Source organism: Leclercia sp. AS011 (assembly GCF_037152535.1).
Taxonomy (GTDB): domain Bacteria; phylum Pseudomonadota; class Gammaproteobacteria; order Enterobacterales; family Enterobacteriaceae; genus Enterobacter.
Genome location: NZ_JBBCMA010000001.1, coordinates 47194 through 67563, shown reverse-complemented (window position 1 = coordinate 67563; position 20370 = coordinate 47194). Strand labels below are relative to the sequence as shown.

22 protein-coding genes are annotated in these 20370 nt (G+C 58.0%); 6 read left to right on the top strand and 16 right to left on the bottom strand.

What is annotated here, in order from left to right:
* Positions 1-9: 9 nt before the first annotated feature.
* The 4 genes from WFO70_RS00325 (at position 10) to WFO70_RS00315 (ending at position 4119) form a co-directional block, all read left to right on the top strand.
* A complete protein-coding gene (locus WFO70_RS00325) occupies positions 10-1377 on the top strand; it encodes a 6-phospho-alpha-glucosidase (RefSeq protein ID WP_337013961.1) in 1368 nt (455 codons plus the stop codon).
* A gap of 767 nt (positions 1378-2144) precedes the next feature.
* Positions 2145-2411, top strand: a complete 267-nt coding sequence (locus tag WFO70_RS22440; RefSeq protein ID WP_442913338.1) for an E492 group microcin — start codon at positions 2145-2147, stop codon at positions 2409-2411.
* A gap of 92 nt (positions 2412-2503) precedes the next feature.
* Positions 2504-3349, top strand: a complete 846-nt coding sequence (sseA, locus tag WFO70_RS00320; protein WP_337013960.1) for a 3-mercaptopyruvate sulfurtransferase — start codon at positions 2504-2506, stop codon at positions 3347-3349.
* Positions 3349-4119: a MurR/RpiR family transcriptional regulator gene (locus WFO70_RS00315; protein WP_337013958.1), complete on the top strand. Its 771-nt coding sequence runs from the start codon at positions 3349-3351 to the stop codon at positions 4117-4119. The genes sseA and WFO70_RS00315 overlap by 1 nt, the downstream gene beginning before the upstream one ends.
* A gap of 19 nt (positions 4120-4138) precedes the next feature.
* On the opposite strand, the gene sseB is transcribed toward WFO70_RS00315, so the two are convergent.
* The 11 genes from sseB to trmJ form a co-directional block, all read right to left on the bottom strand.
* Positions 4139-4915, bottom strand: a complete 777-nt coding sequence (gene sseB, locus WFO70_RS00310) for an enhanced serine sensitivity protein SseB (RefSeq protein WP_337013957.1) — start codon at positions 4913-4915, stop codon at positions 4139-4141.
* 94 nt (positions 4916-5009) lie between these two features.
* On the bottom strand, positions 5010-6296 hold the full coding sequence (gene pepB, locus WFO70_RS00305) for an aminopeptidase PepB (protein ID WP_337013955.1): 1287 nt from the start codon (positions 6294-6296) through the stop codon (positions 5010-5012).
* A 60-nt stretch (positions 6297-6356) separates the two neighbouring features.
* Entirely contained in the window at positions 6357-6557 is a 201-nt protein-coding gene (gene iscX, locus WFO70_RS00300) for a Fe-S cluster assembly protein IscX (protein WP_003860650.1), read from the bottom strand.
* A gap of 1 nt (position 6558) precedes the next feature.
* A complete protein-coding gene (fdx, locus tag WFO70_RS00295) occupies positions 6559-6894 on the bottom strand; it encodes an ISC system 2Fe-2S type ferredoxin (protein WP_119937458.1) in 336 nt (111 codons plus the stop codon).
* A 1-nt stretch (position 6895) separates the two neighbouring features.
* Positions 6896-8746, bottom strand: coding sequence for a Fe-S protein assembly chaperone HscA (gene hscA / locus WFO70_RS00290; protein ID WP_337013952.1), 1851 nt, complete (start codon positions 8744-8746; stop codon positions 6896-6898).
* A 14-nt stretch (positions 8747-8760) separates the two neighbouring features.
* A complete protein-coding gene (hscB, locus tag WFO70_RS00285; RefSeq protein WP_333854954.1) occupies positions 8761-9276 on the bottom strand; it encodes a co-chaperone HscB in 516 nt (171 codons plus the stop codon).
* Between the two features lie 77 nt (positions 9277-9353).
* Entirely contained in the window at positions 9354-9677 is a 324-nt protein-coding gene (iscA, locus tag WFO70_RS00280) for an iron-sulfur cluster assembly protein IscA (protein WP_039029731.1), read from the bottom strand.
* Positions 9678-9692: 15 nt separating this feature from the next.
* A complete protein-coding gene (gene iscU, locus WFO70_RS00275; protein ID WP_004866383.1) occupies positions 9693-10079 on the bottom strand; it encodes a Fe-S cluster assembly scaffold IscU in 387 nt (128 codons plus the stop codon).
* 23 nt (positions 10080-10102) lie between these two features.
* Positions 10103-11317, bottom strand: a complete 1215-nt coding sequence (locus WFO70_RS00270) for an IscS subfamily cysteine desulfurase (protein WP_337013948.1) — start codon at positions 11315-11317, stop codon at positions 10103-10105.
* A 119-nt stretch (positions 11318-11436) separates the two neighbouring features.
* On the bottom strand, positions 11437-11928 hold the full coding sequence (gene iscR / locus WFO70_RS00265; protein WP_337013947.1) for a Fe-S cluster assembly transcriptional regulator IscR: 492 nt from the start codon (positions 11926-11928) through the stop codon (positions 11437-11439).
* A gap of 227 nt (positions 11929-12155) precedes the next feature.
* Positions 12156-12887 carry a tRNA (cytosine(32)/uridine(32)-2'-O)-methyltransferase TrmJ gene (trmJ, locus tag WFO70_RS00260; RefSeq protein ID WP_337013946.1) on the bottom strand — a complete coding sequence of 244 codons (732 nt, stop codon included), beginning with the start codon at positions 12885-12887 and terminating at the stop codon, positions 12156-12158.
* A 125-nt stretch (positions 12888-13012) separates the two neighbouring features.
* On the opposite strand from trmJ, the gene suhB reads away from it, so the two are divergent.
* Entirely contained in the window at positions 13013-13819 is an 807-nt protein-coding gene (suhB, locus tag WFO70_RS00255; RefSeq protein WP_138369752.1) for an inositol-1-monophosphatase, read from the top strand.
* Positions 13820-13866: 47 nt separating this feature from the next.
* Here suhB and WFO70_RS00250 read toward each other — a convergent pair whose 3' ends face one another.
* Together WFO70_RS00250 and WFO70_RS00245 are read right to left on the bottom strand one after the other, a co-directional pair.
* A complete protein-coding gene (locus WFO70_RS00250) occupies positions 13867-14832 on the bottom strand; it encodes a nickel/cobalt transporter (RefSeq protein WP_337013944.1) in 966 nt (321 codons plus the stop codon).
* Positions 14823-15461 carry a DUF1007 family protein gene (locus WFO70_RS00245; protein WP_337013942.1) on the bottom strand — a complete coding sequence of 213 codons (639 nt, stop codon included), beginning with the start codon at positions 15459-15461 and terminating at the stop codon, positions 14823-14825. Before WFO70_RS00245 ends, WFO70_RS00250 begins: the two co-directional genes overlap by 10 nt.
* Positions 15462-15584: 123 nt before the next feature.
* Between WFO70_RS00245 and csiE the strand changes: the two genes are divergently transcribed.
* Entirely contained in the window at positions 15585-16862 is a 1278-nt protein-coding gene (gene csiE, locus WFO70_RS00240; protein WP_337013940.1) for a stationary phase inducible protein CsiE, read from the top strand.
* Here csiE and WFO70_RS00235 read toward each other — a convergent pair.
* The 3 genes from WFO70_RS00235 to WFO70_RS00225 form a co-directional block, all read right to left on the bottom strand.
* The gene (locus WFO70_RS00235) at positions 16859-17995 is read right to left on the bottom strand and encodes a 3-phenylpropionate MFS transporter (protein WP_337013938.1); all 1137 of its coding nucleotides are present in this window, start codon (positions 17993-17995) and stop codon (positions 16859-16861) included. The genes csiE and WFO70_RS00235 overlap by 4 nt on opposite strands.
* A gap of 72 nt (positions 17996-18067) precedes the next feature.
* The gene (locus tag WFO70_RS00230; protein WP_337016539.1) at positions 18068-18913 is read right to left on the bottom strand and encodes an aldose 1-epimerase; all 846 of its coding nucleotides are present in this window, start codon (positions 18911-18913) and stop codon (positions 18068-18070) included.
* Positions 18910-20352 (bottom strand): sugar porter family MFS transporter, encoded by a 1443-nt coding sequence (locus WFO70_RS00225; RefSeq protein ID WP_337013936.1) that lies wholly within the window; start codon positions 20350-20352, stop codon positions 18910-18912. The genes WFO70_RS00230 and WFO70_RS00225 overlap by 4 nt, the downstream gene beginning before the upstream one ends.
* Between the last annotated feature and the right edge of the window lie 18 nt (positions 20353-20370).

Here is a 20370-nt window from a genome sequence, read left to right as displayed (position 1 = left end):
AGATAAAACATGATTACCCCCCCATTTATTCTCTCTATCGCCGGTGGCGGCAGCACCTATACGCCCGGGATTGTGAAAAGCCTGATGGTGCAGCTGGACAAATTCCCGCTGGCGGAAATTCGTCTCTACGATATTGATGCCGCGCGGCAGAATACCATCGCCCCGGTGGTGGAGAAGGTAATTCGCGATCACAGCCAGAGCATTAAATTTACCGTCACCAGCGACCCGGAAGTGGCCTTCAGCGGGGCCCATTTCGTCTTCGCCCAGATGCGCGTCGGCCAGTACAAAATGCGCGAGCAGGATGAGAAGATCCCCCTGCGTCACGGGGTGGTCGGCCAGGAGACCTGCGGTCCGGGCGGGCTGGCGTACGGCCTGCGCACTATCCTGCCGATGGTGGAGCTGATCGACATAGTCGATCGCTACGCCCACGAGAAGGCGTGGATCGTTAACTACTCCAACCCGGCGTCCATTGTCGCCGAGGGTGTGCGCCGCCTGCGTCCGGACGCCCGGGTGCTGAACATTTGCGATATGCCGGTGGCAGCGATGCGTAATATGGGGGCCATTCTGGGCGTGGATCGCCACAAGCTGGAGGTGGACTACTTCGGTCTGAACCACTTCGGCTGGTTTACCCGCGTGCTGGTAGACGGCGAGGATAAATTGCCGGAGCTGCGCCGCCATGTCGCGAAATTTGGTCTGCTGACCGAAGATGCGGCCAAAACCGACCCGCAGCACTCGGATCCGTCGTGGGTAAAAACCTGGCGCAACATCAAGCCGATCATGGATAACTTCCCGGAGTATCTGCCGAACCCGTATCTGCAGTACTACCTGATGCCGAACCAGATCGTGGCGCATCAGAACCCGGACTATACCCGCGCCAACGAAGTGATGAACGGTCGCGAGAAAAAGCTGTTTGCCGCTGCCGAAGAGTATAAACAGACCGGGATCCTGCCGGATGCGTTCCACGTGGGGGTGCACGGCGAGTTTATCGTGGACGTAGCCCGCTCGCTGGCGTTTAACCTGCGCCAGCGCCATCTGGTGATGGTGGAAAACCGGGGCGCTATCGTCAACCTGCCATACGACGCGATGGTCGAGGTTCCGGCGTATATCACAAGCGAAGGCCCGGAGCCGATCCGCATCGGTCAGGTCCCGCTGTTCCACCAGACCCTGCTGCAACAGCAACTGGCGTCCGAGCAGCTGCTGGTAGAGGCCACCATTGAAGGCAGCTACGAGAAAGCGTTGCAGGCATTCACCCTGAACCGCACCGTGCCCACCATGGAACACGCGAAGGCGATTCTGGATGAGATGATTGAGGCTAACCGGGAATACTGGCCTGCCCTGCAACAGGCGTGGAAGGATGGGGAAGCGGTTTGTAAATAAGATAAAGCAACGGAATTAGTATTGCTCTTTTGTGAATTAAAAGAGCGTTCTACATTAACAATGAACACCGCATATATTAACAAAATATATGCGGTGTTCCTAAAGCGCGCTCTTCTCTTTAGAATTTTTTCATGCCCCTAGGAATAGAAATAGCTAATCATTGCATGAATTCCATATGGAATTTATATATATTCAACTTACTGAGATGATATTTATATTTATCATATTTATAGATTCAAAAACCTCCTCAATGTCAGTTGTTTAATAAAAGATTGCCTAACCTGTCCAGAAATGGATCTATGCATCAAAATCATCCTGAAACATCAATTAATTAGCCACCCATCTCAATATTTAGCCCTAAACAATCAACTTCTTGCATCAAAAAACCATCCACAGCCTCTAGACATTTGAATGCAAATGTTATTTATTATCAATTGCCATTACATTAAATGGTTAGCAGGAAGCATGAACAATATTGCCGGAGATGTTGCAATGTCTTTTTATGAATTTTCTTATATGCCAATTTTTTATTCATTAATGTCTTGTGCCATCTCCTTTTTTTTTAGAAAAAGAGCAAGGACAGCCAAGCATGACATCGCAACAGTACTCATTACGTGCCTGATAATTAGCTTTACATACCCTTTTGTTAATTACTGGCTTGGAATGGAGTACTACTTCTTTGACAACTTTGTTCTTTATTGCTTCCTTTCGACTGCAATATCAATTGCGATAATCCTCACTATTTACTTTATATACAGGAAACTAAAATGAGAGATTTGAATTCAAAGGAACTGAAGTCAGTTGGTGGAGCAGGCGATCCGCTCACAGACCAAAATTCTCAATTAATTCGGCAAATTATGATAGGGGCTGGATGGGGCATGATGTGGGGTCTACCTATGGGATTTCCTGGTATGGCCGCAGGGGCGATAACTGCAACGACACAAACAGTCTTACAGGGAGCCGCCTCAAGAATGCCAGTCAAAGTTCCTATCCCCAGAGTCCCCATGGGCCCAACGTGGAATGGAAGTAAATAACAGGGGCTTGCTCGCGAGTTGAACGTGGTCCGCTTGTCGGTGTCAGAAAAAACACCGACAATCCATCAATGGATTCATTAATGGAGGCACCCATGTCCACCTCATATTTTGTCGCAGCCGAGTGGCTGATTGAGCACAGTGAAGACCCTGAAGTCCAGATCCTCGATGCGCGCATGGCGCCGCCAGGCCAGGAGCATCGTGACGTTCCCGCGGAATACCGCGCCGGGCATCTGCCGGGGGCGGTATTTTTTGATATCGAAGCCCTCTCCGATCACAACTCTCCCCTGCCGCACATGATGCCGCGCCCGGAAGCCTTTGCCGTGGCGATGCGCGAGCTGGGCATCAGCAGTGACAAGCATCTGGTGATTTACGATGAAGGGAACCTCTTCTCCGCCCCGCGGGCGTGGTGGATGTTGAAAACCTTTGGCGTGGAGAAGGTGTCGATTCTGGCAGGCGGTCTTGCCGGATGGCAGCGGGCTGAATTGCCGCTCCAGCAGGGCGATGTCTCCCTGCCGGACGGCGATTTCGACGCCACCTTTGATGCCGGAGCGGTCAAGCGCATCACCGACGTGCTGCTGATAAGCCACGAGCAGACGGCGCAGATTGTCGATGCCCGCCCTGCCCCGCGCTTTAACGCCGAAGCCGACGAGCCGCGCCCGGGTCTTAAGCGCGGCCATATTCCCGGCGCGCGTAACGTGCCCTGGGGCGATCTGGTGTTTGAGGGGGAACTGAAAACCACCGATGAGCTGCGGGAGATTTTCTCTCGTCAGGGGGTGGATCTGCATCAGCCCATCGTCGCCAGCTGCGGCTCCGGCGTTACCGCCTGCGTCGTCATTCTGGCGCTGGCGACCCTCGGCAAAACCGACGTCACGCTGTACGACGGGGCGTGGAGTGAATGGGGTGCCCGGGACGATCTGCCGGTTGAACCGACCCCATAATGGATAACCGTCTGGCGACGCTATTAACGCGCGGGGAGTCTCTGACCCGCGCAGAGTATCGCGTGCTGGCCCACCTCACCGAGCATCCGCTGCTGGTGGGCCACATTCGGGTGCGGGAGCTGGCGCAGGCGACCTTTGTCTCTACCGCCACCATTATGCGCCTGTGCCGCAAGCTGGGGTTCAGCGGCTTTAGCGAGTTCATCTGGCACTGCAAGCAGCTGTTGAGCGATACCCCGCATATCGCCGCCGAAACCCGGCAGCCCGATGAATTACCCGCGCTGTTTAATCAGTTTATTGCCAATTATCAGCAGACTTTTCAGTGGGCCACGGCGGAGAAACGCCGCCGGTTTGCCGAACTGCTGCGCGACAAGGAGAGCTTCTTCCTCTACGGCGCGGGCTTCTCCTATCTGTTCGCCGAGTACCTCACCAAGAAGCTACAGGTGCTGGGCAAGACGGCCTTTATCTCCGGCCCCGGGGACAGCCGCAACATCTTTCTCAGCAACGCCTCGCGCTATCAGGTGTTCATCGCGGTCTCGCGCAGCGGGGAAACGGAGCAGGTGCTGGATAAGGCGCGGATCGCGCAAAATGTGGGAATGACGGTGGTGGCCTTTACCCGGGCGTCGGCGAATAGCCTGGCAGGGATGGCGGATCTGCATTTTGCCCTGTACGACGAAGCGGTGCATTTCGCTGCCGAGGCCGCAGGGGTGACGTCGTTTGAGTCGAATCTGGTGCTGCTGATGGATTTGCTGCTGCTGGAAGCAACGGGGTGAATGCTCACCCCGCAAGGGCTCAGATAATACGGTTATTTTTGAAATCGCGCAGGAAGCCACCCCAGCGACGCTCATAGAACGGCGTGATGTGTTCGGTGATAAAGTGGCTGATGCCCTTCTCACCTTTCACAACCCGGCAGATATCAATCGGCTCGTCACCCGGCAGGGTGTCGGTCGCCACGCTGCCCGCGGCCTGAATGATGTCGTCGATCTCACCATCCGCCTCAATGCCAATCAGCAGTACCGGCTGTTCGTCAGCCTGCTCTTTGATCGAGCAGAGAAACGCCCGTTTCACCGGTTTGATGGTCTGGAAAAGCGTGGTCAGGGAGTCGATCATCTGCGCCGGTGGCTCAGCCACTTCCGACAGCAGCAGCGACTCACCGCCCTCCAGCACCTCCTGGGTGCTGAGCGGGTTCCCCTCCTCGCCAATCAGATGGCTGATTTCGCGCGGGGTGAACTCTTTTCCGGTCGGCAGTTTGGCGTTCAGAAACAGGGTTTCGCCCAGCGTCATCTCAAACAGGGTGCGCACCGGCATCACCACGAACGCCTGCTCATCTTCCACCGCTTCCTGTAAGGCTTCCAGCGAGGAGAAGAACGGGATCACCGAGGTACCGTCATCCTTTTCCCAGTGCAGCAGATCCAGCGCACTGTCCTCAACAACCTGCTCACCTTCCGCAGCGGTGCCGGGCACCCAGACGGTGGACTCCAGCAGGGTGCGGAAAAATGCCGGACGGTGGGCGGGCTCGGTGGCCGCTTTCTCCAGCAGGGTTTCTAATTCGTTTTTGGTTTCTGGCATAGACTCACTACTTCAAAAATGCCGGGTGGCGCTGCGCTTACCCGGCCTACAAAACCCGTAGGCCCGGCAAGCGTAGCGCCGCCGGGCAAGTCAATTACTCTGCGGTCAACAGGTTCGCAATAGTACGCACGCCCAGACCGGTCGCGCCCGCGGACCACTGCTCAACCGCCGCTTTACGGTAGGTTGCGGAGCAGTCGACGTGCAGCCAGCCCTCGTGGTAGTTCTCAACAAAGTGAGACAGGAAGCCTGCTGCGGTGCTTGCGCCCGCCGGGTACGCCGCACTTGCGGTGTTGTTCAGCTCGGCAAAGTTAGACGGCAGCTGGCTGCGGTGGAACTCGGCCAGCGGCAGACGCCAGAACGGCTCGTTCTCGGCAGCAGCGCTTGCCAGCAGGCGGGCGGCCAGCTTGTCGTCGAAGCTGAACAGCGCGTGGTAGTCGTTGCCCAGCGCGGTTTTCGCCGCCCCGGTCAGGGTCGCCATGTCGATGATCAGCTCTGGCTTCTGGGCAGAGGCGTCGATCAGGCCATCGGCCAGTACCAGACGGCCTTCAGCGTCGGTGTTCATCACTTCGACGTTCTTGCCGTTGCGGTAGCGAATGATGTCGCCCAGCTTGAAGGCGTTACCGCTCACCATGTTGTCCGCGCAGCACAGGTACAGCTTCACGCGCTTGTTCAGGCCGCGGGTGATGGCAAAGGCCAGTGCGCCGGTAATGGTGGCCGCACCGCCCATGTCGGACTTCATGGAGTCCATGAACGCGCTCTGCTTCAGGCTGTAGCCGCCGGTGTCGAAGGTAATGCCCTTCCCGACCAGGCAGGCGAATACCGGGGCGGCTTTATCGCCGGTTGGGTTGTAATCCAGCGCCAGCAGGACCGGAGGACGCTCGGAGCCGCGGCCGACGGTGTGGATGCCCATGTAATTCTGCTCGCGCAGATCTTCGCCTTTGGTAATGCGATAGGACATCTTCTCGCCCGCCACGCCGCACAGCAGATCCACCGCGCGCTGCGCCAGCTGCTCTGGCCCTAACTCTTCCGCCGGAGCGTTGATGGTGTCGCGCACCCAGTCGATAATCTTCAGGCGGCTTTCCAGCTCTTTCTGACCCGCTTCATCCAGGTTCGCCCACTCAATCTTGCGGGTGCCTTTCGGCCCTTTGTAACCTGCCCAGAAGGCCCAGCTGCGGTCGGTGTCCCAGCCTTCGCCTTCCAGAGACACATGTTTAATGCCGAGGCCGTCAATTTTGCGCGCGGCGCGCTGGATCAGGCCTAAATCGTCGCTGCCGTTCAGGTGCAGGGTAATGCCGTCGTGGTTAATGCTCCAGGTGGCTTTCTCGCCCCAGCGCGCGTCAGCAGGCTGGTTCGAGAGCGTAATCTTCATCGCTTCGGTCATTTTATTTTTCCTTATTAGCAACTAGCAAACGGGCCGCCAGAAGGCAGCCCGTTATGTTATTTATTCTGCTTCATCTAACCAGACTAACAGAATCGCCTCCAGAATTTTTTCGTTGGATGCGTTTGGATCGTCGTCGAAATCCTCCAGATCGCAGATCCACTGATGCATATCGGTGAAACGTACGGTCTTCGGATCGAGATCCGGGTTGGCGTCGTAGAGCGCTTCGCCGATTTCACGGCTGTCTGTCCACTTCAGTCCCATATCAATGCTCGCGTGCGTGGTTGATGGTGTAGCGTGGGAACTCCACGACCAGATCTTCATCGGTCACCAGCGCCTGGCAGCTTAAGCGGCTGTCGGGCTCCAGACCCCATGCTTTATCCAGCATGTCGTCTTCGTCTTCGGTGCTCTCGGCGAGAGAGTCAAAACCTTCACGCACGACGCAGTGGCAGGTGGTACAGGCACAGGATTTTTCACAGGCGTGTTCCACTTCGATACCTGCACGCAGGGCAACATCGAGAATGGTCTCACCGGTCTTCGCTTCCAGAACTGCGCCATCCGGACAGAGGTCCGCATGAGGCAAAATAACAATCTTTGGCATATTAAACCTCGTCCACGGAGTGACCTTTCAGCGCGGTACGGACAGACTGATCCATACGGCGAGCGGCGAACTCCTGGGTTTGTTTATCAACGTTTTTAATGGCTTGTTCTATGGCGTCAGCGTCATTGCCTTCCGCTACCGCGCTCAGTTGCGCGACGGCGTCGTCAATGGCCTGACGTTCAGCGGCGCTTAGCAGCGCGGCATCAGCAGTGAGTGCGCTGTTCAGGCTTTCCAGCACGCGTGCGGCTTCGACTTTCTGTTCAGCCAGCATACGCGCCTTCACATCCTGCTCAGCAAAACTCATTGAGTCCTGAATCATGGTGGCGATCTCATTATCGGTCAGACCGTAGGACGGTTTCACCTGAATGGAGGATTCGACACCGGTCGATTTTTCCATCGCCGTGACGCTCAGCAGGCCGTCAGCATCCACCTGGAAGGTGACGCGAATATGCGCCCCGCCCGCAGGCAGCGCCGGGATGCCGCGCAGCGCGAAACGCGCCAGCGAGCGGCAGTCCTGCACCAGCTCGCGCTCGCCCTGCAGGACGTGGATCGACATCGCGGTCTGGCCGTCTTTGAAGGTGGTGAACTCCTGCGCGCGCGCCACCGGAATGGTGGTGTTACGCGGGATCACCTTCTCAACCAGGCCACCCATGGTCTCTAAACCGAGGGACAGCGGGATGACGTCCAGCAGCAGCATTTCGCTGTCCGGCTTGTTACCAACCAGAACATCGGCCTGGATCGCGGCGCCCACGGCAACCACTTTGTCCGGGTCGATAGCGGTTAGCGGCGTGCGGCCAAAGAACTCGCCCACGCGCTCGCGCACCAGCGGCACGCGGGTAGAGCCGCCAACCATGACCACTTCCAGCACCTCGCTGGCCTCAACGCCGGCATCTTTCAATGCGCGACGGCAGGCCAGCAGGGTACGCTTAACCAGCGGTGCGATCAGATCGTTGAACTGGTCGCGGGTGATGTCACCCTGCCAGCCCGCCACATTCACGGTGACAGATTGCGCATCACTCAGGGCAATTTTGGCGTCGATGGCCGCATCCAGCAGTTCACGCTGAACGCGGGCATCGCTACGATCGCTGAGGCCCGCCTGCTCGCGGATGTGATCCGCCAGCAGATGGTCGAAGTCATCGCCGCCCAGCGCGGAATCCCCGCCGGTCGCCAGCACTTCAAACACCCCGCGGCTTAAGCGCAGGATCGAGATATCAAAGGTGCCGCCGCCGAGATCGAAGACCGCAATCACCCCTTCCTGACCGGAGTCGAGGCCGTAGGCAATGGCGGCAGCGGTCGGCTCGTTGAGCAGACGCAGCACGTGCAGGCCCGCCAGACGCGCGGCGTCTTTAGTGCCCTGACGCTGGGCGTCATCGAAATAGGCCGGAACGGTGATCACCACGCCATCGAGTTCGCCTTCCAGCGTCGCGGTTGCGCGGGCGGCCAGCGCCTTCAGGATATCGGCAGAGACGCGGATCGGGTTCAGTAACCCCGCGGCAGTGGCGATCATTGGCAGACCGTTTTCACTGGCCTGCAGCTGATACGGCAGATGCGGGTAACGATTCTGGATGTCGGCCAGCGAACGGCCCATCATGCGTTTTACCGAGCTGATGGTGTTGGCCGGATCCTGGGCCGCGTTGGCGCGGGCGTCGTAGCCCACGCTGTGGCCCTGGGGCTGATAGTGGACCACAGACGGCAGCAGGTGTTGACCCTGCGCATCCGCCAGCGTCTCAGCCTGGCCGCTGCGCACGGTCGCCACCAGCGAGTTGGTGGTGCCTAAGTCGATGCCCACCGCCAGACGACGCTGGTGCGGTGCGGCACTTAAGCCCGGCTCACTAATTTGTAATAAGGCCATAATTGCTTCCGAAATTAAAAATCGAGCAGCTTTTCTTCGAGTTGTTCAGCACTGCTTCGCAGTTTATCGAGAAAACGCAGCTTGCGAACGCTGTCCGCCGCTACATCCCACGTCTCGTTATTCAATTGGTCAACCATCTGCTGATGGCGGGTATCGAACATCCCTTTAACGCGCTGAATAAAGCGCTCAAGACGGGCTTCGTCTTTGGCCTGTTCGATCTCATCCAGCTCTTCACGCAGCTCCAGCTGTTCCATCAGGAAGGCGGTGTCGCGGACGGTGTGTTGCTCACTGGAGAGATCAAACCCGTGGCGCGAAAGCAGATATTCTGCCCGGCTCAGCGGGTTGCGCAGGGTTTGCCACGCCTGATTGATGGTCGCAGAGTGCTGCACCGCCGCCAGCTGTTCCGCCTGGGTGCCGCTGGCGAACTTATCCGGATGGTACTGACGTTGCAGATCCTGGAAACGGGCTGCCAGCGCCTGAGTATCAATTTCATACCCGGCTGGTAATCCAAAGAGGGTGAAGTAATCCATAACAATCTCAGGGTTAGCTGATTAAAACAAACCCCACACACAGCCTGGCTGCGGTGGGGTTAGCAGGTGATACGCAATTAAACGTGGAAGCTTTCGCCGCAGCCGCACTCGTCTTTAACGTTCGGGTTAGTAAACTTAAACCCTTCGTTGAGGCCTTCTTTTACAAAGTCCAGCTGAGTGCCGTTCAGGAACTGCAGGCTTTTACCATCGACCACCACCTTCACGCCTTTGTCTTCGAACACGGTATCTTCCGCCGCAGGTTCGTCAACAAATTCCAGTACATACGCCATACCGGAACAGCCGGAGGTGCGTACACCCAGTCGCAGGCCAAAGCCTTTGCCACGGTTTGCCAGGAAAGAGCTTACTCGCGCGGCAGCGCTGTCGCTAAGGGTAATCGACATAACAACCTCAACTAATTATTTTGCTTCACGTTTGCTTTTGTAATCCGCAATTGCGGCTTTAATCGCATCTTCCGCCAGGATAGAGCAGTGAATTTTCACCGGCGGCAGTTCAAGTTCATCAGCGATATCGGTATTTTTGATCGCCTGCGCTTCGTCCAGAGATTTACCCTTCACCCACTCGGTGACCAGGGAGCTGGAGGCGATTGCGGAACCGCAACCGTAGGTCTTGAAGCGCGCGTCTTCAATGATACCTTCATTGTTGACTTTAATCTGCAACTTCATCACGTCGCCACAGGCCGGTGCACCCACCATGCCGCTGCCCACGCTGTCATCACTGTTGTCGAAGGAGCCCACGTTACGTGGATTCTCGTAATGATCGATAACTTTTTCGCTGTATGCCATGTTGAATTCTCCTTACAAACCGATTAGTGATGTGACCATTCAATGCTGTTCAGATCCACGCCTTCTTTGAACATTTCCCACAGTGGAGAAAGCTCACGCAGACGGCCAATGGCGTTGCGAACCAGTTTGATGGTGTAGTCAATCTCTTCATCGGTAGTGAAACGACCTAAAGAGAAACGGATAGAGCTGTGTGCCAGTTCGTCGGTCATACCCAGCGCGCGCAGGACGTAGGATGGCTCCAGGCTTGCGGACGTACAGGCAGAACCGGAAGAGACCGCCAGGTCTTTCAGGGCCATGATCAGCGACTCGCCTTCAACATAGTTGAAGCTGACGTTGAGGATGTTCGGTGCGCCCTGCTCGAGATCGCCGTTCAGGTAGACTTCTTCCATATCCTTCACGCCTTCCCACAGACGGTTGCGCAGCGTACGCAGGCGCGCCATCTCGGTTTCCATCTCTTCTTTGGCGATACGGTAGGCTTCACCCATACCCACGATCTGGTGAACAGGCAGGGTACCGGAACGCATACCGCGCTCGTGACCGCCGCCGTGCATCTGGGATTCGATACGGATACGTGGCTTACGACGCACGTACAGCGCACCAATGCCTTTCGGGCCATAGATTTTGTGGCCGGAGAAGGACATCAGGTCCACTTTCAGCTGGCTCAGGTCGATAGGCAGTTTGCCCACGCTCTGGGTCGCATCTACGTGGTAGATGATACCGCGTGCACGGCACAGTTCGCCGATAGTGGCGATATCCTGTACCACGCCGATTTCGTTGTTCACGTGCATGATGGAGACCAGAATGGTGTCATCACGCATGGCCGCTTCGAGCTCTTTCAGGTCGATGATACCGTTGCGCTGCGGTGCGAGGTAGGTCACTTCAAACCCTTCACGCTCCAGCTGACGACAGGTGTCCAGCACGGCTTTGTGTTCGGTTTTGCTGGTGATGATGTGCTTGCCTTTTTTCTGATAGAAATTGGCCGCACCTTTGATCGCCAGGTTATCGGATTCGGTCGCGCCTGAGGTGAAAACAATCTCACGCGGGTCAGCGCCAACCAGCTCGGCAATCTGATTACGGGCGATATCAACCGCCTCTTCAGCATGCCAGCCAAAACGGTGTGAGCGGGAAGCCGGGTTACCGAAGTTTCCGTCCAGGGTCAGACACTGCATCATTTTCTCGGCAACACGCGGGTCCACCGGCGTGGTTGCGGAGTAATCGAGATAGATAGGTAATTTCATTGCTCTATAGACTCCGTACATCGCTTCAATGCAAGGAACCAGGCGACAGGCCGATGTACAACCGGATCATCGAGGCGCGTGAGCGCCCCAGCCTGATTCTAAAATACTTTTCGTTTTTATTACGCGCGCAGTTTAACGTCGATAGCGTCTTGCGTGCGGGTATTACGATGGGACTCGTGCGAGTGCTGACGACCAGAGACGTCCAGCACTTCCTGGTTGTTCACCAGTTCACCAATGGTGATGTTATTTAGGAAGCCGGTCAGACGGTCGCTCAGATCGCGCCACAGCGCGTGAGTCAGGCATTTATCGCCGCCCTGACAGCCGCCTTTACCCTGGCAACGGGTCGCGTCGACGGATTCGTCAACTGCGCTGATGACTTCGCCAACGGCAATACTGCCCGCGTCTTTACCTAACAGATATCCACCACCAGGACCACGGACGCTGGAAACCAGGCCATTTTTACGCAGTCGGGAGAAAAGCTGTTCCAGATAAGAGAGGGAGATTCCCTGACGTTCAGAAATATCAGCCAATGGAACCGGGCCCGCTTCGGAGTTGAGCGCAACGTCCAGCATCGCGGTCACGGCATAACGCCCTTTAGATGTCAGTCTCATGTCTTACTTAACCTCAAACTCGCCCCTGCCCGGGGATTTTTATTGTAAAGTGGGGGTATTGCATAGCAGGGCCAAGTCTGACATTCCCGACTAATTTGGTCAACTATTTACTTGACTGTTTTAGTCAGGTATTTAACCTTCTGTGCGTTCAGCGGTTTTGCCGGGTGGCGCTTCGCTTACCCGGCCTACAGGTCCGTAGGCCCGTGCAAGCGCAGCGCCGCCGGGCGTTACCGCGACTCTTTATTCTTCTGCTCAATCGACGCAAGGATCCCGCGCAGGATGTTCAACTCCTGACTTTCCGGGCGGGCGCGGGTGAACATACGACGCAGCTTGTTCATCACCTGCCCCGGGTGGCCTTCACGGATAAAGCCGGTTGAGAGCAGCGTCTGCTCCAGGTGACCGTAGAAGCGCTCAAGGTCGTCCACTAGCGGGTAGGCGGCCTCTTCTTTCGGCTCTACCGGTTTATCCTGCGTTGCCAGCCATGCCATCCGCACTTCATAGGCAATCACCTGCACGGCCATCGCCAGGTTCAGCGAGCTGTATTCCGGGTTGGCGGCAATGGCGACGTGATAATGACACTTCTGCAGCTCATCGTTGGTCAGCCCCACGCGCTCACGGCCAAACACCAGCGCCACCGGCGCATGCTGACCTTCGGAAATGCTTTTCAGCCCGCACTCACGCGGATCGAGCATCGGCCACGGCAGGGTGCGTGAACGCGCGCTGGTGCCCACCACCAGGCTACAGCCCGCTAAGGCTTCATCCAGGGTATCGACGATCTGCGCGTTGCCAATCACGTCGCTGGCACCTGCGGCGAGGGCGATGGCCTGGGAGTCGGGTTTCACCAGCGGGTTAACCAGCCAGAGATTGGTTAAGCCCATGGTTTTCATAGCGCGGGCCACGGAGCCCATATTGCCGGTATGCGATGTTTCGACCAGCACGATTCGGATATTTTGCAGCATAATTTTTCTGAGTCTGGAGAATATTCGGTGATGTTATCATAAACGGAAGACATATTCCGATCCCGCTGGTATACTCTGCGCCGTTTTCGTATCCCCCGTTCTTTAACATCCAGTGAGAGTAACCGATGCAACATCCTATGTTGACCATCGCCGTGCGCGCAGCGCGCAAGGCGGGTAATGTAATTGCCAAACACTACGAGACCCCAGATTCCGTAGAAACCAGCCAGAAAGGCAGCAATGACTTTGTGACTAACGTCGATAAAGCCGCAGAAGCGATGATTATCGAAACCATTCGCAAATCTTACCCGCAGCACACCATCATCACCGAAGAAAGCGGTGAGCATGCAGGCGAAGATCAGGATGTTCAATGGGTTATCGATCCTCTGGATGGCACCACCAACTTCGTTAAACGTCTGCCACACTTCTCTGTTTCTATCGCCGTACGCATCAAAGGCCGTACTGAAGTCGCCGTTGTTTATGACCCAATGCGCAACGAACTCTTCACTGCAACCCGTGGTCAGGGCGCACAGCTGAACGGCTACCGTCTGCGCGGCACCAACGCTCGCGATCTCGACGGCACCATCCTGGCGACCGGCTTCCCGTTCAAAGCCAAACAGCACGCTCCTGCGTACATGAAAATCCTGGGCAAACTGTTCACCGAATGCGCTGACTTCCGCCGCACCGGTTCCGCTGCGCTGGATCTGGCCTACGTTGCCGCTGGCCGCGTTGATGGTTACTTTGAAATTGGTCTGAAGCCATGGGACTTCGCGGCTGGCGAGCTGATTGCCCGTGAAGCGGGTGCGCTGGTGTGTGATTTCACCGGTGGTCACAACTACATGCTGTCCGGCAACATCGTTGCAGGTAACCCACGTGTAGTGAAAGCGATGCTGGCGAACATGCGTGACGAACTGAGTGAAGCGCTGAAGCGTTAATTTCGGTTGTCTTGCCCGGATGGCGCACAGCAATCCGGGCAATATTATTAAAACGGCCGCATCCCCCTGCCCGCCGGCACCGCACTGACCCACATCATCACCGCCGCTACCAGCAGCACCACCCCACCGGCTAATGCCAGCGTTGTCCATCCGATCTGTCGCCACAGCACCGGCGCTTTATTGCCGCTGAGCCTGACCGCCAGCTGACGAAAACCGTGCACCAGCAGCGCCAGCGACGAAATGGTTAAACCCGTTCCCGCCGCCATCGCCAGCGCCGAGGCCACGCCCCAGCTAAACACGCCGATCACCTTACTGAACAGCAGCACCATGATCGCCCCGGAACAGGGTCTCATCCCCATCGACAGGATAATCATCATCCGCGCCCGCCAGTCGTCCGCGCGCTGGATCTGCGTCGGGTTCGGCAGATGCTGATGGCCGCAGCCGCAGTGGGCGTCATGAACGTGATGCGGGGTAAAGGCTTTGAAGGTCGGTTTACGCAGCAGAACGCGCAGTTTTTTCAGCGCCCGCCAGCAGAGCATCAACCCCAGCACGCCCACCAGGGCATAGCTTCCCTTCTCCAGCCAGAAGCTGCTCATGTGCAGATCCCGCGCCGGGAGTTGCAGCAGGGTTAACACCCCTACCACCAGCGCAATTGCCACGCCTCCCTGTAATAGCGAGGAGGCCAGGGTTAAGCCGATGCTCGATTTCAGTTTTGAAGGGTGGGTGGCAAGCCAGGTGGCGATAACAATCTTGCCGTGACCCGGCCCCAGGGCGTGCAGTACGCCGTATAAAAAGCTGAATATCAACAGCGACCCGCCCGCCGCCGTCGGGTTATCGGCTACCGCCTTCAGCAGGCCGCTCATCTGCTGGTTGACGTCCCGCTGCCAGAGAATGCTCTGACGCATCACCTGCGACCACGCCTGCCAGAGCCAGAACCCCCCAGCCACCACGACCACCAGGAACAGCCCCAGCGGCCAGAGCTCCCACCCGCGTCTTGCGCGAACTACGGACATTGCAGGGTCACCGTCTGGGCAAACTGTTTCCCGAGATCCATATCCTCCGGCGGCGCATCATCTTTATCCAGCGAACTGGCAAAGTTCAGCGTCTCATCGCTGGGCTCCGGGGTATCCACGCTGACGGAACAGCTTTTTTGCAGCTCCGCAGGCAGGGACACATCGTCATCCTCGGCGTAGCTCATGTCCACGTAGTAGGAGGGATCGAAGGTGGAGAAGGTATATTTCTGCCCGGCCAGCGGCTGCGGCTCCGCCAGCGGCAGGATAAAGGTCAGCACCGCCTGATGATCCTGACGGGTCATACCGTACTGGGTGGGGCGGTTGAGAAATTTAACCTTCTCGCCGTTATGCCAGAACTCGGTAAAGTAGTGCTGGCCGAGCACGTTAGCCATCACCTCTGCCGCCAGCTTTTTCCAGATCTCATCCCCCGGCTTTGCGTTTCCGGCATCGTAAAGCAGATCGGCGGAGGTCAGTTCATCCATCGCCCAACGCATCTTCAGCCCGGTGAGCTGGTTGTCTTTGACCATAATCTGCGTTTTCAGGGTGATAAAGCTGTGAGGGTGCGCGGCGGCGGCAAAAGACAAAACCGCCAAAAAAAGCGCTGCTGCGCTGCGTTTCACTGTTTGCATCTCATCCTCACGTCAAAAATTCTGTGATGTTCACCCGCATTCCTGAAGGAAAGCCCGGCATCCTGTGCTACGGGGTACATCCTTTAGCTATTCTTATCAAACACCCTTACTGGAACCCGACAGATGATGACGACTCTCGAAATGCCATCTGCACTTTCCAGTTCGCAGCGCCGCTGCCAGGTTCTGTTGATGCTGTACGTACCGGGCTTTCGCGCCACTCTGCAAAGCATCGGTGAAATCAATGGTGTCGATGATGCCCTCTGCCGGCAGGATATCGACGAGATGCGCATGGAGATCCAGCGCTATCACCAGCTCGACATTGCGACACAGCATGATGGCTGTTACCTGCTGGAAGGTAGCCACCTGAACCAACGCCTGTGCCTGCTGCACTGGTTGCGGCGGGCGTTACGCCTCTGCCCTCACTTTGTCGCGCAGCAGTTTACCCCATCTCTGAAAATCGCGCTAAAGCAGCTCGGCATCGCCCGCACTTTATATGACGATACCAACCTGCGGGCGCTGATTAATTTTTGCTCCCGCCGCCTGCAGCGTCAGTTTGAATGCCGGGACACGCAGTTTTTGCAGCTCTATCTGCAGTACTGTCTGCTCCAGCACCAGCTGGGCCTGAGCCCGGAATTTTCGGTGGTTCAGCGCAACTGGACCCAGTCGCGCAACGAATACCTGATGGCGCAGGAGATTGTGCGCCACTGGCAGCGCCGCGTAGCGCAAGTGCCTCACGCCGATGAGCAGCCGTTTCTGGCCCTGCTGTTTATGATGCTCCGCACGCCGGATCCCCTTCACGATGCGCACCAGGAAGATGACCGCCTGCGCCGCACCATCACCCGCATGATCGCCCGCTTTCATGGGCAAACCGGGATGCAGTTCAGCGACGAGCAGGGGCTGATCGACCAGCTCTATATCCATCTGGCCCAGGCCCTGGACCGCTCGCTGTTTGGCATCGGCATCGACAACAGCCTGCCCGAAGAGATCCACCGCCTCTATCCGCGCCTGATGCGCACCACCCGTGAAGTGCTGTTCGAACTGGAGGCGGAGTTTGGCCTGCGGTTATCCGAGGAGGAGGCGAGCCTGGTGGCAGTGATCTTTGGTGCCTGGCTGATGCAGGAGAGCGACCTGCATGAAAAGCAGGTGGTGTTACTGACCGGGGAGGATAAAGCCTGCGAGGCGTTGATTGAACAGCAGCTGCGGGAGTTGACCCTGCTGCCGCTGAACATTCGCTATGTGACGCTCCAGGTCTTTCAGAAGGAGGGGGCCCCGCGCGAGGCCGCCCTGGTGGTCACGCCCTACACCACCGCCCTGCCGCTGTTCTCGCCGCCGCTCATCCACGCCGTCGAGGCGTTGAATGCGCAGCAGCAGGAACACATTCGCGCCATGCTGGAATCTTAGCGCGCTGCTACACGCGGACGCAGCAGGACCGCAGGCAGCGCCACCAGTGCCATCACCCAGAACACCCCGTGGCCGAGATGCTGGTACAGGAAACCGGCAAACACCGTCATGATCGCAATACTTCCCCCCATCGCCACCGCCGAGTAGACCGCCTGCAGGCGGATCACATCCCCGCCTTTGCGCGCCGAGATATAGCGCATCGCCGCCAGGTGGCACACGGTAAAGGTGCCGCAGTGCAGGATCTGCGCGACAATCAGCCACGGCAGCTCGGTGGTCCAGCCCATAATCCCCCAGCGAGCAATACCGCAGACGGCAGAGAGCAGGAGCAGATCCCGGGCGGTAAAGCGGCGGAACAGGCGGTTGCTGAGGGCAAAGATGATCACTTCCGCCACCACCCCCAGCGACCAGAGGTAGCCGACGGCCGAAGCCGAATACCCGGCCCCCTGCCAGTAGATGGCGCTGAAGCCATAGTAGGCGGCATGAGCGCCCTGGAGCAGGCAGACGCAGGCGAGGAAACGCCAGCTCTGGGCCACCAGAGAGCGCCATGCCGGCCAGCCAGCGCTCTCCTGCTGGCGGCTCTCGCCCTGCGGCATCACCGACGGGCGCAGCAGCATCCCGAGCAGCATCGACATAATCCCGACGCTCAGCAGAGCCAGAATGGCGCGATAGTCGTACAGGCTGACCAGCTTGCCCACCAGCGCCGAGCCAATCACAAAAGCAATCGAACCCCACAGCCGCACCCGACCATAGTCCATGGTGATCTGCTTCTGCCAGGTGTTAGCCAGGGCATCGGTCAGCGGCACCAGCGGCGAGAAGAAGAGGTTAAAGCCCACCATCACCACTACCAGCCAGGCAAACTGCTGGCTGACCCAGAAGCCGGCCATAAACACCAGAGTGAGCAGCGCCAGCACGCGCACGGCTTTGATTAACAGGGAGGGATCGCTGACGCGCGGCGCAATCAGCAGGCTACCGAGAAAACGCGCCACCAGGCCCGAGCCCAGCAGAACGCCAATCATCTCCGGGGTGAGGCCGATTCCCTTGAGCCAGACGCTCCAGAAAGGCAGAAAAATACCGTAGCTAAAAAAGTAGGTGAAGTAGCTGAGCGCCAGCCAGCGTGTGGAATGCAAAACCATGAATCCCTCCCGTTTTGGAGGCGATAGTCTGGCGGTAAAAACAGGCTGGCGCAAGCGGGTATTAACCGCTTGTTAACAACTACCGGCGGTGCTCTCGACGGCAATATCCATCGCAAATTGGGTGCTGTCGCCCTGGCGTAAAACCACCAGCCCAGGCTGTCCGGGCATGTTGTGGGCGTTGACCGGATGGCTCTGCGGTTCGAGGCATAAGAATGATTTACCCGACATTCTGAACAGCATCAGCCACGGAGTTTGCGCCGCAATTGTGACACTCATCACATCATGCTGGAGGGTCGCCACGCCGTTCCAGCCGGAATAACCCACATTCAGCCAGCTATCCCTCCCCTGCTGCGCCGTACTGAAATCGATATCGGGCGGGATATGGCTCTGCCACGCCTCGGGTAAATGATGCTCCCCTTCCGGCCAGTAGCCGCTGGCGGAGAATTGCAGGCGGCTGCGTTCGTCAAAGTAAAACCACGGATGAAAACCCAGGCCGTACGGCATCGGCTGCGGCCCGAGATGAGTGAGTATCAGCTCTGCGCGCAGCACCTTTCCGCGCAGCCGATAACGCAGCGTCGCCTGATAATCAAAACCGCACGCATGCTGGCGGCGCAGCGTCAGGACAGTCTCCGAATCCGTCAGCGATGCCACCTGCCAGCGTGCCTGCCAGCCATCCCCGTGCAAAAAGAAGCGTTCGTCCACCGGGCTTTGCGGCAGCACCACCTCCCGCCCCTGAAACCTGAAGCGATTGCCGGCCACCCGGTTGGCCAGCGGCACCATCGGAAACAGCGCGCTGTCCCCCTCATCCCAGAGCACCGGCTGCCCGTGCATGCGGGAGAAGAGTTCCTGCAACCCGCCCCCCTGCGGGTTGACGCGCATCCGCAGATGCGCGTTTTCGATCAACAACAGCTCCATCAGTGTACGCGCCCGGCATCCGCCGTCGCGGCCACTTTGCTGTGCTGTTTTTCCAGCTGCTCCTCCAGCGCTTCGAGCGTCACGCCTTTGGTTTCCGGGACTTTACGCAGGATATAGAGATAGCCGGCGGCACAGATTACCCCGTAGAGCAGGAAGCTGCCCGCCGCCCCGAGCCCGGCATTGAGCAGCGGGAAGGTGTAGGTCAGCAGGAAGCAGGCGATCCACAGCGCCAGCGTCCCCATTGACATCGCCAGACCGCGCACGCGGTTAGGGAAGATCTCCGACAGCAGCACCCAGGTCACCGGGGCCAGCGTCAGGGCATAGATGGCAATCGCCGCCAGCACCAGCAGCAGAACCGGCCAGCCCATGATGTTCATCGCGTAGGCGCTGGCAATCAGCACGTAGATGATAGTTAAACCCGATGCCCCCAACAGCATCAGCTTGCGGCGGCCAATCTTGTCCACCAGCGGCAGCGCCGCCAGGGTAAAGACCAGGTTGATGATCCCGGTCGCCACAATCGACTTCAGGGTGTCGTTGATATCAAACCCGGCCGAGGCGAAGATCTCCTGGGCATAGTTGAAGATGACGTTGATCCCGCACCACTGCTGGAACATCGCCAGCACCATGCCAATGATCACAATCGGTTTGACCTGCGGCTGCAGCAGCGTGGAGAACGCCACTTTCTGGGTGTCTTTTTCCAGGGTGTGGGCGATCTCTTTTAAGGTCTGGCTGGCGTACTCCGGGGTGCCAATACGCTCCAGCATGGCACGGGCACGTTCCGGCTTGCCAGCCTTCATCAGCCAGCGCGGGGATTCCGGAACAAAGAACATCAGCACCAGGAACGCCAGAGCCGGAACCAGCTCGGCACCGAACATCCAGCGCCAGCCGGTTTGTCCGTTCCAGGTCTGGACGATGGCCTCCTGGGTCGCGCCTGGTGCCACCGGCTCGGCAATCATCAGGTTAATCAGCTGCGCCGCCAGCACCCCCACCACAATGGTCAGCTGGTTGATGGCCACGAAGCGACCGCGCTTCTCCGCCGGGCTGACCTCGGCGATATAGAGCGGGCTGAGGGCGGACGCCAGGCCAATCCCGACCCCGCCGACGATGCGATAGACCACGAACATGTCAAAGCTGCTCGCCACCGCCGTGCCCCACGCCGAGGCGCTGAACAGCACCGCCGACAGGATCAGCGGCCATTTGCGGCCAAACTTGTCGGCGCACCAGCCGGAAACCAGCGCTCCGAAGATACAGCCCACCAGCGCGGAACTCATCGCCCAGCCGGACTGCGCCGGGTCGGTAATCGAGAACCAGGCTTCATAGAAGGGTTTGGCCCCGCCAATCACCACCCAGTCGTAGCCAAACAGTAATCCACCGCAGGCGGCGACCAGACAGATTGTCCAGACGTAGCCCATTTTCAGTTGTGTCTGCGCACTGTTATTCATGTTGATTCCTCTTTAAGG